The following is a 13,217-nucleotide window of genomic DNA, read 5'->3' as shown; positions in this document are numbered from 1 at the left end:
GCGTAAAACGCCAAGGCCGTTTGTCTGCATTCGGGGGGAGAGACCATGTCCATAACGACCATAAGAAACGCCTTCATTCTGCTGTTTGCCGGGCTACTCGCAGCCTGCTCGATGCAGGGAATGATCGAAACCATGACCTCGGAAGAGGATCGCGCGATGGTGCAGGCCTTTGTCGACAATATCCAGGCGCGCGACAGCGCAGCCCTGGAGGCGATGGTCGATCCGGAAATCTGGAAGGAAAGCGCCAGCCAGTTCGAGCAGGCAGCGGCCATGTTCCCGGATGGCGACAGCGAAACGCGGATCATTGCTTATAGCATGCACTCGAGCGGCCTCGATGCCGGTGCGCGAACGGAGAAAGAGTTTACGCTCGTCACGACTGACGAAACACGGTGGACGACAACCACGATTTCGACCCTTCAGGATGGCGGCCCGCAGCGCATCACAGCCTGGAATGTCGAAAGTTCGAGCGAACCGCCGGCCGATCTGGAAACGATGGAAACCGTGGGCAAGGTGTTCATGTGGGCGGGCATTGTCGCGCTGATATTCTTTGCCGGAATCATCGCGCTGATCGTGTTTCTCGTCCGCCGCTCAAACCGCAACAAGCGGGAGCGCGCGGGTATCAGCTAGGTCGCGGTAACGGGTACGCCGAACAGGTCGTGCGCATCGGCGTCTTCTATCGTGACCGAAACGATATCGCCGGGTTCAAGGCCCGATGTGTCGCGCAGATGGACTTCGCCGTCGATTTCCGGCGCATCGGCCTGTGATCGACCCGTCGCGCCGCCATCTTCGTCGACAAGATCGATAATGACCTTCTGGGTCGAGCCGATCTTGGCCTGCAGTTTGGCGGCGGAAATTGCGGCGCATTTTTCCATCAGCCTCGCGTAACGCTCCTCCTTCACCTCTTCGGCGACCGGATCGGGCAGGGCGTTGGCGCGCGCGCCTTCGACCGGTTCGAAGCGAAACGCGCCGACCCGGTCGAGCTGCGCTTCGTCGAGCCAGTCGAGCAGATACTGGAAATCCTCCTCGGTTTCGCCCGGAAAACCGGTGATGAAGGTCGAGCGGATCGTGATATCCGGGCAGATGGCGCGCCACTTCGCAATGCGCTCCAGCACTTTTGCTTCATTGGCCGGGCGTTTCATGGCCTTCAGGACTTGCGGGGAGGCGTGCTGGAACGGGATGTCGAGATAGGGGGTGATCAGGCCGTCCGCCATCAACGGGATGACCTGATCGACATGTGGATAGGGATAGACATAATGGAGCCTGACCCATGCCCCCAATTTCCCGAGTTCGCGGGCAAGATCGGTCATATGCGCGCGGACCTCTTCGCCTTTCCAGGGCCATTCCGCATGGCGCAGGTCGACGCCATAGGCCGATGTGTCCTGGCTGATGACCAGCAGCTCTTTCGTGCCCGCCGCGACCAGCTTTTCGGCTTCGCGCAGCACGGCGTCGGGTCGGCGGCTGACAAGATCGCCGCGGATCGACGGGATGATGCAAAAGGCGCAGCGATGATTGCAGCCCTCGGAAATCTTCAGATAGCTGTAGTGGCGCGGCGTCAGCTTGAGCCCGGTTTCGGGCACCAGATTGACATAGGGAGAGGGCGGCATGGGCGCGGCATCGTGGACCGCGTGGACGACCTCTTCATATTGCTGGGGCCCCGATATGGCGAGCACATCGGGAAAACGATCCCGGATCAGAGCCGCTTCATTGCCCATGCAGCCGGTGACTATCACCCGCCCATTCTCTGCGATCGCTTCGCCGATCGCTTCGAGACTCTCCTCCTTGGCGCTGTCCAGAAAACCGCAGGTGTTGACGAGAACCACGTCCGCCCCGTCGAAATCGGGCGACAGGCCATAGCCGTCCGAACGCAGCTTGGTGAGGATGCGTTCGCTGTCCACCAGCGCCTTGGGACAGCCGAGCGAAACCATGCCGACTTTCGGCGGGGATGGGAGTTGAGTTGCCATGATGCGGTGCGCCATAGTCCCGAATTGCCACGCTGTCACCGTTTTCGCAGCAATTCGACCGAATTTGCGCTATAGTCCCTCTCCATAATCGCTTTGAGGGAGGGGAAGAATGGAATTTTATGCAGAAAACTGGATCGCGATAATCGCGGCCGCGGCCGCCGGCTTTGTTGTCGGTGGTATCTGGTATGGCCCGGTGATGGGCAAGAAATGGATGGGGGCGGTCGGTCTGACCGAAGAGGATATCCAGTCCGGCAATATGGGTATGATATACGGAACGACCTTCGTCCTCAGCCTTGTCGCATCGACAACTCTGGCGCATGTCCTGACCTATTTCCCGGCCGCCGATCTGGGGACCATCCTGATGGTTTCGGTCGGGATTGCACTCGGTTTTCTTGTTCCGGCGATCGGCACCAATTACCTGTTTTCGCAGAAAAGCCGGACGCTGTTTCTGATCGATGCGACCTATTGGCTGCTCTTCTATGCGGCGATGGGCGTTGTTCACGCCCTGCTCTAAGGTCAGTCGTTGTCGGGCTTGCCGACAATCTCGACGATGAGATCGCCTTCCAGGATCTGCTTGGCTTCTTCTTCCCAGAAGCCAAAGGGCTTACCGTTGCGGTAGATGCGAACGCCGAGCCCGGTCTGGAGGGCGCCCAGCGGTAGGCCTTCCTCCATATGGGTTGCCATGCGCTCGCGGAGCGCAACGCGGCCCGTCGCCGAGGCAAGGTCGGCCATATAGTCCGAAATATGCGGGCCGTGGCAGGAACCGGCGAGCAGGAGCCCGGCGAAGCTCACCGGGTTGATGACATTTGATGCACCGGCCTGGCGGGCGAGTTGTTCATTGTCCGAAGCGCGCACGAGCACGCTGATCGAGAGTTTGGGTGCCAGCGCGCGCGCCGTGAGCACGACCAGTATCGAGGTGTCGTCCCGGCCTGCGGAAACGATCATCGAACGGGCCCGGGAGACGCGAACCTGGTTAAGGGTCTTGTCGCGCGAAGCATCCCCCTCCATCACGTTGCAACCGCGTTTTTCAGCGGCTTCGAGACGGCCATGATCCTGATCGATAACGACAATTTCGGAAGGGTCGATCCCGCGTTCGAGAAGCTCGTCCACGGCCTCCGATCCGCTGATCCCGAAACCGGCAACCACGATATGGTTGTGAAGATTCTTCTGGATGATGCTCATGCGCCAGCGACTCCAGCTCTTTTGTAACAGAAAATCATAGGCCGTCCCCAAAAAGATCAGCCAGATGAACAGGCGGATCGGTGTGACGAGTATGGCTTCGAACAACCGGGCGCGGTCGGTAACCGGCACGATATCACCATAGCCGACGGTCGTGATCGTGACCATTGTGAAGTACAGAACGTCGGAAAAATTGATATTGCCGTCGGCGTGATCGACATAGCCTTCGCGATCGAACCAATGGACGCTGATGGCGATTCCGACGAGGAAGAACACGAAGGCCGCGCGCATGGTGAGCGAGCTCCAGCGCGACAATCCGGTTTTGCGTCTCAGTTCCCCCATGCGGTCGGGGGGCGGTCGACTCGGTCCCATCATCAGGAAAGGTCCGGCAGGTGAAGAGCGGGGTCGACCGGTTGGCGATTGCGGCGAATCTCGAAATGGAGCTGCGGCTGGTCGACCTGTCCGGTATCGCTGGCACGGGCGATGACCTGGCCGCGTTCGACACGCTGACCCCTGGCGACCTGCAAATCTTCCATATTGGCATAGGCCGTGATCCAGCCATCGCCATGGTTCAGGAGGATGAGCCCGCCATGCACCTGGATCTCGTCGCCCGCATACAGCACGACGCCGTCGGCCGAAGCGAGGACGGGCGTCCCGCGTACCGCACCGATGTTAAGGCCATTGTTGCGCTGACCTTCGGCGCCGCGGCCAAATGGCGAGAGTATCCGACCGGTGAGCGGCCAACCGAACTGGCCGGCAAAATTCGCGGGAGAGCGGACGGCGGCGTCGGCCGGAAGCACCTGCTGAGCGGTTCGTATCGGCGGCGTCGCCTGTTCGTTTTCGGCGAGTGCGGGTTCGCCCCCCGTGACGATATCGTCGATGTCGAGATCGAACGCGGCGGCGCGCTGTTCGCGGGTCATCGAGGCAACGGCCCTTGTGCTTGGCAGCAATATCCGCTGGCCGGCCCTCAGGATGAAGGGTTCTTCCAGCCGATTGAGCGTTGCGACTTCCGACCAGTCGACGCCGTAAGTGCGGGCTATCGCGATTCCCGTCTCTCCGCGCTGGACTTCGTGATAACGCCCGGCCGGGATATCCAGAACCTGACCCGGCCGGATGATATAGGGTGGGGCGATATTGTTTGCGTCGGCAATGGCGCTGATGCTTGCGCCTGTGTTGCGCGCAATGCCGCTCAAAGTGTCGCCCGGGCGCACGATATAGCGGGTGGCGTCGATTTCGGCGGCATTGGCAGCGACCGCGCTCGGCTGCCAGCTGGTAAGCGGCGCCGGTGGAGGTGCAGGGCGGGCGGCAGGTGGACGCGAAGCGGTGCGCGGACCGGACGGCGCGGGAATGCACGCGCTCAACATTAGCGCCGAAGCCAGGGGCAACATCCATGGGCATCGTGCTCGCATGATGCGGTCATACCACGAAATTCTTGGGTTTCCAGCGCAGATAGCCGGTTAGGATCGAACAACTGCGGATCGCAATTTACTCGAAAATTGCACCGAGCGCCGCCAGTGACCGGTGATGCGTCATATCCAGATGCAGCGGCGACACTGAGACAAAACCATCCGCCACGGCCTCCAGATCCGTTGAATGCCCCGGCGTGCCAACCATCGGGCCAAGGCCGAGCCAGTAATAGGGATAGCCGCGCGGGTCCTTATTCTCCAGAATCTGTAGCCGGCCATAATCGCGCATGCCCTGGGTGACAGTGCGAATTCCCCGGACATCCTCAGGCGCGCAGGCCGGAAAATTGACATTGAGCAGCGTTTTCGCCGGGAATTCATAGTTGGCCAGTTTTTCAAGCACTTGCGGGCCCCAGCTGCGCGCCGCGGAAAAAGGCACGTCATCGCCCATGCCGTGAGACCCATAGCATTGGCTTAGCGCGATTGACGGCACTCCGGCGAGGGCTCCCTCCATCGCAGCGCAGACCGTTCCGGAATGGGTGACGTCCTCAGCAAGGTTTGCCCCGCGATTTACTCCGGACAACAGAAGATCGGGAGGATTGTCCTTCATCACCTTGTTGATGCCCATCATCACCGCATCGGTCGGCGTGCCGACAACAGAATAGCGGCGCTCGCCGAGCTGGCGCATCCGCAGCGGAACCGTGAGCGTGAGCGAATGGCCGGCTCCCGATTGTTCTTCCGCCGGCGCAACCACCCAGACATCGTCGCTCAATGTCGCCGCTATCTCCTCGAGCACGGCGAAGCCCGGCGCGTTTATGCCGTCGTCATTTGTCAGGAGAATGCGCATGGTCGGGCCTCTATCCGGCTTCAAGCCGCTTGCGCAATTCCGTGCGCGCCAGTTCGATCGCCAGCGCGAACCCATGGGTGCCTGTATGTGCCATCTTTTGGCGGATGTCCGTCCAAAGGGCCATGTCGCGGATCAGATCCAGATATTCATGACCCTGCCAGCTCAGCTCGTACACGATCACATCGAAGCGGTGTTCGGGATGCTGGACGCTGTGGAAGGGTTCTGAAACGAGCATGCCGGCTTCCGCCATCATGTAGAGGTGGTACGTGATCGCTTCGAGCGAAAAATCGTCCACCTCCAGGTCGTCGGCCTTAAGGCCATGGCTGCCCTGCTTGGCGTCTACGATGAGCATAAGTCTGCGTATCAGGTCGATATCCCGTTTCATTGAACCGGCTCCAACAATTCCGTCCCGCCCATATAAGGCTGCAAGACCTTCGGCACGACAACCGATCCGTCGGCTTGCTGATAGTTTTCCAGAATGGCGACGAGCATCCGTCCGACAACCAGTCCGGATCCGTTCAGGGTGTGAACGAAACGGGTGCCCTTGGTTTCGCCCTCGGGGCGATACCGTGCATTCATGCGGCGTGCCTGGAAGTCGCGGCAGGTCGAGCAGCTTGAAATCTCGCGATAGCTGTCCTGGCCCGGAAGCCAGACCTCGAGATCGAACGTGCGAGCGGCGCCAAAGCCAAGGTCGCCTGTCGAAAGGTTCATCCGCCGGAATGGCAGATCGAGCCGGGTGAGGATGTCCTCTGCGCAGGCGGTCATCCGCTCATGCTCGGCTTCGGAAGCTTCCGGTGTCGTGATCGAAACCATCTCTACCTTTTCGAACTGGTGCTGGCGGATATAGCCCCGGGTATCGCGGCCCGCCGACCCTGCTTCGGACCGGAAACAGGAGGTCAGCGCCACAAAGCGCAGCGGCAGCGTTTCCTCCGTAAGGATTTCGTCGCGCACAATATTGGCCAGGCTGACCTCGGCCGTGGGGATGAGCCAGCGACCGTCGGTTGTCCGGAAAAGATCTTCGGCAAATTTGGGGAGTTTATCCGCGCCATACATGGTTTCATCGTTGACGAGCAGGGGAGGGTAAACCTCTTCGAATCCGTGATTGCCCGTCAGCGCGTCGAGGCCGAACTGGCCAAGGGCGCGATGGAGTTTGGCGACCGCGCCGCGCACCAGCGTGAATCGCGCGCCGGAAATCTTTGTACCGGTTTCAAAATCCAGCCCGAGCGGTGGGCCGAGATCGGCATGATCCTTCACATCGAAATCGAACTCGGGCGGCGCCCCGACCCGTTTCAGCTCGACATTGTCGTCTTCGCTTTGGCCCATCGGGACATCGTCGGCGGGCGGATTCGGAAGCGAAGCAAGCCGCGACTGAATTTCTGCAGCGAGTGTTTTTTGTTCTTCTTCCAGAAGGGGCAGGCGCTTTTTGAGTTCACCGACTTCGGCCATCAGCGCCGCCGCCTTTTCCTCGTCGCCCTGACCCTTGGCCTGGCCGATCATTTTCGAAGCTTCGTTGCGCCGGGCCTGGCCGGTCTGAACTTCGGTCAGCAGGGCGCGATTGCGCTCGTCCAGGGCCAACAAACTGTCGGCAACCGGCTCACCGCCACGTTTCGCCATCGCGGCATCAAATGCGGCGGGATTTTCCCGTATTTGTTTCAGATCATGCATGCCGGGCGATATGACTGGCACAATCCCCTGGTGCAACCCTCAAGCCGTTTCATGCGTTTGATAGAAAATGGGATGCGAGAAGATACGGAGGAAAACACCCATGCAAATGCCCAAAGACGTTCTCATTGTCGTCGCCGATGGCCGAAAGACCCTGTTTTTCAGGAACGAAGGCGGAGCCGAACATCCGCAACTGGAACTCGAGGGGAAACACGAACAGGAAAATCCCCCCAATCGCGTTCAGAAGGCGAGCGACGCCGGGCGGAGCTTCGCCAGCGGCGGTGCTCATCGCAGCAAGATGCAGGAAACCGATTTTCACCAGCTGGAGGAAGATCGTTTTGCCGCAGAAATGGCCGACATCCTCTACAAGCGGGCGCACGACAATGATTTCGAAAAACTGATCGTCGTCGCTCCTCCACAGTCACTTGGCGAGCTTCGGAAAAACTATCATCAGACGGTCAGGGAGCGGCTGATCGGAGAGATCGACAAGGACCTGACGGGACACACTGTCAGCGACATTGAAAAGATCGTCGCAGCCGCCGAGTAGCAAGGCGGGCCCCCATAAAAAACGGCGCGATCCCGGTCCGGGGTCGCGCCGTTTTTCGTCTGTCAGACGAAGCAGGTGTCAGGCGGCTGACTGCTTCTTTTTCTTCCAGCGCCGCCGGGCAACCAGTGCAGCTGCACCGCCGCCGAAGAGCAGGAGCATCGGCGGAGCCGGAACATCCGTACCGCTCGAAGATCCGTGACTGCTCGACCCATGGCTGCTTGACCCATGACTGCTCGACCCATGACTGCTCGAACCGAAGCTGCTCGACCCGCCGGTTGCGCCGCTGCTGGTCGAGGAACTCGTCGAAGAGCTGGACGAGGATGAGCTGCTCGTTGACGAACTGGTCGACGAGGAGCTGCTGACATTGCCCGAGCTGCTGCTCGTGGAGCTGACATTGCCCGAACTGGTGCTGCTGGAGCTGCCGCCGGTCGACGAAGTCGAGCTGACATTGCCGGACGAAGTCGAGCTCGTGCTGCTCACGCCGCCTGTCGAGGTGGAACTGCCACCTGTCGAGGTCGAGCTGCCGCCCGTGGATGTCGAGCTGCCGCCGGTCGAGGTGGAGGTCGAGCTGCCGCCCGAACCGCCGCTCGAGGTCGAGCTGCTATTTTCGTTCTTGATGACGATATCCCCTTCGCGGACGAAGAAGCCTCCGCCGCCGCCAGACGATCCGCCGCCGCCGCCAAAGCCGCCGAAGAAGCCGCCGCCACCGCCGACGAAACCGCCGCTGCCGCCGATGATTCCAACCTCACCGCCGCCGCCGAAGCTCGGAATTTCGGTGATATAGGGTGCCGCCGGGGGAACCTCATACATAGCCGGAGCGGGCGCAGCGACCTGGTTGGTCACGCTCACTACGGTAGGAGCGGGCGCGCAACTGGTCGTTGTCGTCGTCGTACGTACCCGGCGAATTTTCCGGTGTGCGCGCGGCCGGTTGCCGATGCTGCGTGCGGCGACACGCTGTTGGGCAACACGCGGTTGGGCGACGCGGATTTCAGCCGGGCCGCCGGCTGGGGCGTCCGATACGTGCACCGCACCACCACCGACGATGGCGCCGCCGCAAGCGCAGGCGCATAATTTTGCAAGAGCCATTCTGACAGACATGGGCTTTCTCTTCCTAATAGTTCTGAGCATCCAACCATTGCAGCGATAGCGTGCAAAACCCGGTGCTCGGCATTGGCACAAGGCAGCAAGAGAAGATTAATCGCAATATCGTTAACCATGATTTCGACGGTTAATCAGAGATTTGCGGGTAACCCTTTTCAATATTGATAGTTAATGTCCCATTGAGGGGCAGTTTTGCATGTCCGAATATGGATTTCCCAGGCTTGCCGGTTCCTCTGATCTAGCCCGCCATTCGCGCTGGAAAGCGGTTTCAACGATTCGTCGCTTGTGTGTCGCGCATGGGATGCGTATAGGCCCGCGCCATGGAGAAACGCCGATTCATCCTTGAGTCTCAGAGCGTTTCGCGCCGCGATCTGTCTGTTTCGGTAAGCGCTGAGGGAACATAATAATGGCAACTGCGGTGCAACCATCCAAAAAGAGCGTCGCTGGAGATTCGAGCAAACCGCCGAAAACCGACGCAGTTCTGGATTATGACGTCCCCTTTATGGGCAAGGCACACCGGGAATATTTCTTCCAGAAATTGACCGAATGGAAAGCCGGAATCGTTCGCGACGTGGACGGTACACGTGAGCAATTGCGCGAAGGCCCGATAAGAGAACCGGATGCCACCGACCGTGCGTCGAGCGAAACGGACTGGTCCATCGAATTGCGTCGCCGGGACCGCCAGCGCAAGCTCATCGCGAAAATCGATGCAGCGCTGGATCGTCTCGAAAAGGGCGAGTTCGGCTATTGCATGGTCACCGGTGAGCCGATTTCGCTGGCGCGTCTTGATGCGCGGCCGATCGCGACGATGACGGTCGAGGCCCAGGAGCGGCACGAGCGCAACGAGCGCACGACCCGGGACGAATAACGCCTCTTACAACGCGGCGCCGTCTACCCCGTCTAGTGGGTAACCAGTTGTTCCTTGATCCTGAGTTTTTGCTTCTTGAGTTCCGCGAGCTTGATTTGATCGGGTGAGGGGCGCTGCAATTCCATCTCTATCTTGGCGTCCAGGCCTGCATGCTTGGCTTCAAGGGCGGATTCATGAGCGTTATCCATCACTGTCTCCTTATGCTTGGGGAACGGAAGCTAACCCATTTCACATGGCTTTGTCTGCCCTTATTTTATTGCGCGCGACGGGCCGTGGTCTTGCAACTATGGGGCGTAGATGACATCGCCTGCCGTCATGGAAGACGCGATCTTACGGGTGAAACTGGCAACCTTGAAATCGGAGCATCGGGACCTCGACGATGCCATAGAGATGTTGCTCGAAGCACCGGGCAAGGACCAGCTTCAGCTTGCCCGCCTCAAGAAGCGCAAGTTGCGCCTAAAGGACGAAATCTCGGAAATCGAAGACCGGCTGCTGCCGGATATCATTGCCTGACCCGGATCAGGCGGACGCAATAAAAAGGGGCCGGCCCGGAAATCCAGGCCGACCCTCGTTCAAACGTTAATGACAGACAAGTCGCCTTGCCGCTCAGGCAGCTTCGCGGTCATCGTCATTATGCGCATCGATTGCCTTGGGAGCAGGGTTGCTGCCGATAGCGATCTTGCGCGGCTTCTTCTCTTCGGGGATTTCGCGGGTCAGCTCGATATTGAGCAGGCCATTAGCATATCCCGCGCCGGTCACCTTGATCGTGTCGGCGAGCTCGAAGCGGCGCTCGAACGCGCGCGTGCCGATGCCGCGATGGAGAAATTCGCGCGAGGCGTCTTCTTCGCGTTCGGCGACCCGGCCGGTAACGATCAGCACATTCTCGTGCACGGTCACATCGAGCTCTTCCTCGGCAAATCCGGCGACCGCCATCGAAATCTGATAGGCGTCGTCGCCCAGCTTCTCGATATTATAGGGCGGGTAGGCATTGCCTTCACCGCGGGTTGCAGCATCGACGAGACGATTCAGATTCTCGAATCCGACCGAAGAACGGAGGAGGGGGGTAAAATCAAAACTACGCATTTCCAAAAATCCTTTCAAAGCGATTTAAAGAGTTTTCGGCCCACGGGTCGTCCGTGCAGCCTGTCTTTCCCGCCCCGAATCCGGCAACGGTTCCGACATCTGTGAAATGGGTTTTCTTGGATCGTTTTCAAGAGGTCGATGCCGCCCCGCTTCGGGACAATATCGGTTAACCAGACATTCTCACCCTGTTTGCGCTTGGAGTGTGCGGGCCGCCTGTGGCAAGAGGCCCTTTCATGTCGAACGCAATTCCCCAGGCCCAGCTGACCCGCAAACTCGTGGACTCGCTTTATGTCGAGGCCATGGTGCTGGCCGATGAAGCGCGCGCCTATTTCGAGGATCACGGCGTGGCCGCGCGCGACCGGCTCTCGCCCTCGCTGCGGGTTGGGTATGCGGTGGAATCGCTGAAGGTTACGACGCGGCTGATGCACGTCATCGCCTGGCTGCTCACCTGGCGCGGCGAAGCCCGGGGCGAGATCGATGCCGCGATGGCCAGCCATCCAGACCGCCGCCTCGGCCTGACCGGCAGGAGCGACGAGAGTGTCGTCGTGCAGCTGCCGGATGGCGCGCAGAAACTGATCGCAGCGAGCGAGGACCTCTACAAGCGCGTCAACCGCCTTGAGCGTGACCTGCTCGCACCGCCCGCGGAGCCGCCGGCAAGCCCCGCGCGGAGTTTGCTGGGCAAGCTTGAGCGCGCTTTTTAGGCGGTCAGAGTCAACCGAGAGGGTGAGCCCGACAAACTAGGCCATCCGCGCGAGCAGACTCTCCTTTGCCGCCCGGTATTCCGCCTCCAGCCGGTCCACCCGTTCCGCGACGCTTTCGACCTTTTCGACCGCCCCGACGCCCTGGCCGGCGCCCCAGATATCCTTCCAGGCTTTCTTGTCCTGATTGCCTCCCGAGCCGAAATCCATTGTCTTGTAGTCGCCCTCGGGGAGGTTGTCGGGATCGAGGCCGGCCCGCTCGATCGAGCCGCGCAGATAATTGCCCTTCACACCCGTAAACAGGTCCGAATAGACGATGTCGGCGGCCTGTCCTTCGACGATGCCCTGCTTATAGCCCTCGACCGCATTGGCCTCTTCGGTCGCGATAAAGGCGGTGCCGATATAGGCGAGATCGGCGCCCATGGCTTGCGCGCCCAGAATCGCTGCGCCGGTCGAAATTGAGCCCGATAAGAGCAGCGGCCCGTCCCACCATTCGCGGATTTCGCCGACCAGCGCGAACGGCGATGTCACTCCGGCATGGCCGCCCGCACCGGCCGCCACGGCGATAATCCCGTCCGCTCCTTTTTCGACCGCCTTGCGGGCGAAACGATCGTTGATGATGTCGTGCAGCGTGATGCCGCCCCAGCCATGCACCGCGTCGTTGAGCTCGGTCCGCGCGCCGAGCGAAGTAATCGTGATTGGCACCTGCCATTTCTCGCAGGTCGCCAGATCCTCTTCGAGCCGGTTGTTCGATTTATGGACGATCTGGTTGACCGCGAAGGGCGCGGCCGGGCGGTCCGGATTGTCGCGGTTATGCTTGGCCAGTTCCTCGGTGATCTGGTGCAGCCATTCGTCGAGCATCGCCTGCGGCCGGGCGTTCAGCGCCGGGAAGGAGCCGACAATCCCCGCCTTGCACTGGGCGATAACGAGTTCCGGGCCGGAAATGATGAACAGGGGTGCACCGACCAGGGGCAGGCGCAGCGGATCGAAAAGAGGGCTGGGTAAAGTCATTCGGGTTTCCTAACGAAACTTATTCCCGTGTCCAGCCACTGTTTCCTGCATTTGCCAAAGCTGAACGGAAAGCGGGAAGGTCGGAACGGAATCGCACTTAAGGTCGCACTTTTTTCGCTTCGCGGGACGGAAATGGCGGAAAAGCTGGATTGCGTAACAATTGCGTGTCCCATTATGCCAACTTCCGGTGCGGCATGAGTAGCATTTGGGGCAGCATCTGGAGCAGAATCGGGGCCAGCACAGCGCATCACAGGGGCTTCACATGCGGACCAGCGGAACGGCAGGCGAGGGCGGCCCTGTCGGCAAACCACCGGGCATCGCTGGCAACCTGCTTGCGGGTCCGGGCCGCTTCGGCGCGACGGGCCGTGCGCTCCTCCGCCTGACTATCGCGCCATCGCGCGCGATCCCGCAGCGCCGCGACGACCTGCGCCGTATCGCGCGGCTTCGGCATCAGCCGCAGCACCAAAATCAACGCGCGCTCCTCGGCGCGCCTGTCTTCGCCTACCCAGTCCGCAGTGCCGCGCCAGCGCTCGGCCAGCGCCGTGCTAATCCGCTCACGTCGCACATCAAGGGCCGCCTGCCATGCCAGATCGAACTCGCCCGCGCCGGGCTTTTCCCGCAGCCGATAGGCCGACCGCGCCGACATCCCGACACCGCACGCGGCTTCCCGCACCGACCCCGTCTGGGCGAGCAGCGCAATAAACATCCGCTGGTGCTCCTGCGTCCAGCCATTTGCGCGGCGCCGCAGCATCGGCACGGGCGCGAATTCGGGGAAGAAGGGGGCAGTGACTTCTGGAGACGCAGGAGGTGAGGGTGATCGGGGCATTGCCCGAATATGACGGAGTTGGGTGTGTGTA

At 60.8% G+C, this 13,217-nt stretch carries 17 protein-coding genes; 6 read left to right on the top strand and 11 right to left on the bottom strand.

The genetic code is table 11. From position 1 onward, the window contains the following. The first annotated feature begins 45 nt into the window (after positions 1-45). Positions 46-627 (top strand): hypothetical protein, encoded by a 582-nt coding sequence (locus tag DFR46_RS04395; RefSeq protein ID WP_116235345.1) that lies wholly within the window; start codon positions 46-48, stop codon positions 625-627. On the opposite strand, the gene rimO is transcribed toward DFR46_RS04395, so the two are convergent. After that, complete coding sequence (gene rimO / locus DFR46_RS04390) at positions 624-1,961, bottom strand: 30S ribosomal protein S12 methylthiotransferase RimO (protein ID WP_116237144.1); 1,338 nt, start codon at positions 1,959-1,961, stop codon at positions 624-626. The two genes, DFR46_RS04395 and rimO, sit on opposite strands and share 4 nt — an antisense overlap. Positions 1,962-2,070: 109 nt before the next feature. Between rimO and DFR46_RS04385 the strand changes: the two genes are divergently transcribed. Further along, positions 2,071-2,475: a DUF1761 domain-containing protein gene (locus DFR46_RS04385; protein ID WP_116235344.1), complete on the top strand. Its 405-nt coding sequence runs from the start codon at positions 2,071-2,073 to the stop codon at positions 2,473-2,475. 2 nt (positions 2,476-2,477) lie between these two features. Here DFR46_RS04385 and DFR46_RS04380 read toward each other — a convergent pair whose 3' ends face one another. The 5 genes from DFR46_RS04380 to serS all read right to left on the bottom strand — a co-directional run bounded on the left by DFR46_RS04380 (position 2,478) and on the right by serS (position 7,055). Next, positions 2,478-3,515, bottom strand: coding sequence for a potassium channel family protein (locus DFR46_RS04380; protein WP_116235343.1), 1,038 nt, complete (start codon positions 3,513-3,515; stop codon positions 2,478-2,480). Then, positions 3,515-4,504: a M23 family metallopeptidase gene (locus DFR46_RS04375; protein WP_245953675.1), complete on the bottom strand. Its 990-nt coding sequence runs from the start codon at positions 4,502-4,504 to the stop codon at positions 3,515-3,517. The genes DFR46_RS04380 and DFR46_RS04375 overlap by 1 nt, the downstream gene beginning before the upstream one ends. A 121-nt stretch (positions 4,505-4,625) precedes the next feature. Further along, the gene (surE, locus tag DFR46_RS04370) at positions 4,626-5,390 is read right to left on the bottom strand and encodes a 5'/3'-nucleotidase SurE (RefSeq protein ID WP_116235341.1); all 765 of its coding nucleotides are present in this window, start codon (positions 5,388-5,390) and stop codon (positions 4,626-4,628) included. Between the two features lie 10 nt (positions 5,391-5,400). Further along, the gene (locus DFR46_RS04365; RefSeq protein WP_116235340.1) at positions 5,401-5,775 is read right to left on the bottom strand and encodes a DUF2513 domain-containing protein; all 375 of its coding nucleotides are present in this window, start codon (positions 5,773-5,775) and stop codon (positions 5,401-5,403) included. Next, positions 5,772-7,055: a serine--tRNA ligase gene (gene serS, locus DFR46_RS04360; protein ID WP_116235339.1), complete on the bottom strand. Its 1,284-nt coding sequence runs from the start codon at positions 7,053-7,055 to the stop codon at positions 5,772-5,774. The genes DFR46_RS04365 and serS overlap by 4 nt, the downstream gene beginning before the upstream one ends. A 100-nt stretch (positions 7,056-7,155) precedes the next feature. Here serS and DFR46_RS04355 point away from each other — a divergent pair, with 100 nt between their 5' ends. After that, positions 7,156-7,599, top strand: coding sequence for a host attachment family protein (locus tag DFR46_RS04355; protein WP_116235338.1), 444 nt, complete (start codon positions 7,156-7,158; stop codon positions 7,597-7,599). Positions 7,600-7,677: 78 nt separating this feature from the next. Here the strand turns inward: DFR46_RS04355 and DFR46_RS14765 are convergent, their stop codons facing one another. After that, the gene (locus tag DFR46_RS14765) at positions 7,678-8,697 is read right to left on the bottom strand and encodes a PEP-CTERM sorting domain-containing protein (RefSeq protein ID WP_162843390.1); all 1,020 of its coding nucleotides are present in this window, start codon (positions 8,695-8,697) and stop codon (positions 7,678-7,680) included. A 409-nt stretch (positions 8,698-9,106) separates the two neighbouring features. Here DFR46_RS14765 and dksA point away from each other — a divergent pair, with 409 nt between their 5' ends. Continuing rightward, entirely contained in the window at positions 9,107-9,568 is a 462-nt protein-coding gene (gene dksA, locus DFR46_RS04345; protein WP_116235337.1) for an RNA polymerase-binding protein DksA, read from the top strand. Positions 9,569-9,600: 32 nt separating this feature from the next. Here the strand turns inward: dksA and DFR46_RS04340 are convergent, their stop codons facing one another. Continuing rightward, entirely contained in the window at positions 9,601-9,756 is a 156-nt protein-coding gene (locus DFR46_RS04340; protein ID WP_116235336.1) for a YdcH family protein, read from the bottom strand. A gap of 127 nt (positions 9,757-9,883) precedes the next feature. Here DFR46_RS04340 and DFR46_RS04335 point away from each other — a divergent pair, with 127 nt between their 5' ends. Continuing rightward, positions 9,884-10,081 carry a YdcH family protein gene (locus tag DFR46_RS04335; protein WP_211306447.1) on the top strand — a complete coding sequence of 66 codons (198 nt, stop codon included), beginning with the start codon at positions 9,884-9,886 and terminating at the stop codon, positions 10,079-10,081. Between the two features lie 93 nt (positions 10,082-10,174). On the opposite strand, the gene DFR46_RS04330 is transcribed toward DFR46_RS04335, so the two are convergent. Then, entirely contained in the window at positions 10,175-10,651 is a 477-nt protein-coding gene (locus tag DFR46_RS04330; RefSeq protein WP_116235334.1) for an Hsp20 family protein, read from the bottom strand. A gap of 233 nt (positions 10,652-10,884) precedes the next feature. Here DFR46_RS04330 and DFR46_RS04325 point away from each other — a divergent pair, with 233 nt between their 5' ends. Then, entirely contained in the window at positions 10,885-11,352 is a 468-nt protein-coding gene (locus tag DFR46_RS04325; RefSeq protein WP_116235333.1) for a DUF1465 family protein, read from the top strand. A gap of 36 nt (positions 11,353-11,388) precedes the next feature. On the opposite strand, the gene DFR46_RS04320 is transcribed toward DFR46_RS04325, so the two are convergent. Both DFR46_RS04320 and DFR46_RS04315 read right to left on the bottom strand, forming a co-directional pair. Next, on the bottom strand, positions 11,389-12,360 hold the full coding sequence (locus DFR46_RS04320; RefSeq protein WP_116235332.1) for an NAD(P)H-dependent flavin oxidoreductase: 972 nt from the start codon (positions 12,358-12,360) through the stop codon (positions 11,389-11,391). A 247-nt stretch (positions 12,361-12,607) separates the two neighbouring features. Then, entirely contained in the window at positions 12,608-13,186 is a 579-nt protein-coding gene (locus tag DFR46_RS04315) for a hypothetical protein (protein ID WP_147297613.1), read from the bottom strand. Positions 13,187-13,217: the final 31 nt, after the last annotated feature.

This window comes from Parasphingopyxis lamellibrachiae (assembly GCF_003385775.1).
Classification (GTDB): domain Bacteria; phylum Pseudomonadota; class Alphaproteobacteria; order Sphingomonadales; family Sphingomonadaceae; genus Parasphingopyxis; species Parasphingopyxis lamellibrachiae.
This window is presented reverse-complemented; position numbering and strand designations above follow the sequence as displayed.

Bases quoted from the DNA above. Each gene is read 5' to 3' on its own strand.
- DFR46_RS04395 (WP_116235345.1), top strand. From the start codon at position 46: ATGTCCATAACGACCATAAGAAACGCCTTCATTCTGCTGTTTGCCGGG.
- rimO (WP_116237144.1), bottom strand. From the start codon at position 1,961: ATGGCAACTCAACTCCCATCCCCGCCGAAAGTCGGCATGGTTTCGCTC.
- DFR46_RS04385 (WP_116235344.1), top strand. From the start codon at position 2,071: ATGGAATTTTATGCAGAAAACTGGATCGCGATAATCGCGGCCGCGGCC.
- DFR46_RS04380 (WP_116235343.1), bottom strand. From the start codon at position 3,515: ATGATGGGACCGAGTCGACCGCCCCCCGACCGCATGGGGGAACTGAGA.
- DFR46_RS04375 (WP_245953675.1), bottom strand. From the start codon at position 4,504: ATGTTGAGCGCGTGCATTCCCGCGCCGTCCGGTCCGCGCACCGCTTCG.
- surE (WP_116235341.1), bottom strand. From the start codon at position 5,390: ATGCGCATTCTCCTGACAAATGACGACGGCATAAACGCGCCGGGCTTC.
- DFR46_RS04365 (WP_116235340.1), bottom strand. From the start codon at position 5,775: ATGAAACGGGATATCGACCTGATACGCAGACTTATGCTCATCGTAGAC.
- serS (WP_116235339.1), bottom strand. From the start codon at position 7,055: ATGCATGATCTGAAACAAATACGGGAAAATCCCGCCGCATTTGATGCC.
- DFR46_RS04355 (WP_116235338.1), top strand. From the start codon at position 7,156: ATGCAAATGCCCAAAGACGTTCTCATTGTCGTCGCCGATGGCCGAAAG.
- DFR46_RS14765 (WP_162843390.1), bottom strand. From the start codon at position 8,697: ATGTCTGTCAGAATGGCTCTTGCAAAATTATGCGCCTGCGCTTGCGGC.
- dksA (WP_116235337.1), top strand. From the start codon at position 9,107: ATGGCAACTGCGGTGCAACCATCCAAAAAGAGCGTCGCTGGAGATTCG.
- DFR46_RS04340 (WP_116235336.1), bottom strand. From the start codon at position 9,756: ATGGATAACGCTCATGAATCCGCCCTTGAAGCCAAGCATGCAGGCCTG.
- DFR46_RS04335 (WP_211306447.1), top strand. From the start codon at position 9,884: ATGGAAGACGCGATCTTACGGGTGAAACTGGCAACCTTGAAATCGGAG.
- DFR46_RS04330 (WP_116235334.1), bottom strand. From the start codon at position 10,651: ATGCGTAGTTTTGATTTTACCCCCCTCCTCCGTTCTTCGGTCGGATTC.
- DFR46_RS04325 (WP_116235333.1), top strand. From the start codon at position 10,885: ATGTCGAACGCAATTCCCCAGGCCCAGCTGACCCGCAAACTCGTGGAC.
- DFR46_RS04320 (WP_116235332.1), bottom strand. From the start codon at position 12,360: ATGACTTTACCCAGCCCTCTTTTCGATCCGCTGCGCCTGCCCCTGGTC.
- DFR46_RS04315 (WP_147297613.1), bottom strand. From the start codon at position 13,186: ATGCCCCGATCACCCTCACCTCCTGCGTCTCCAGAAGTCACTGCCCCC.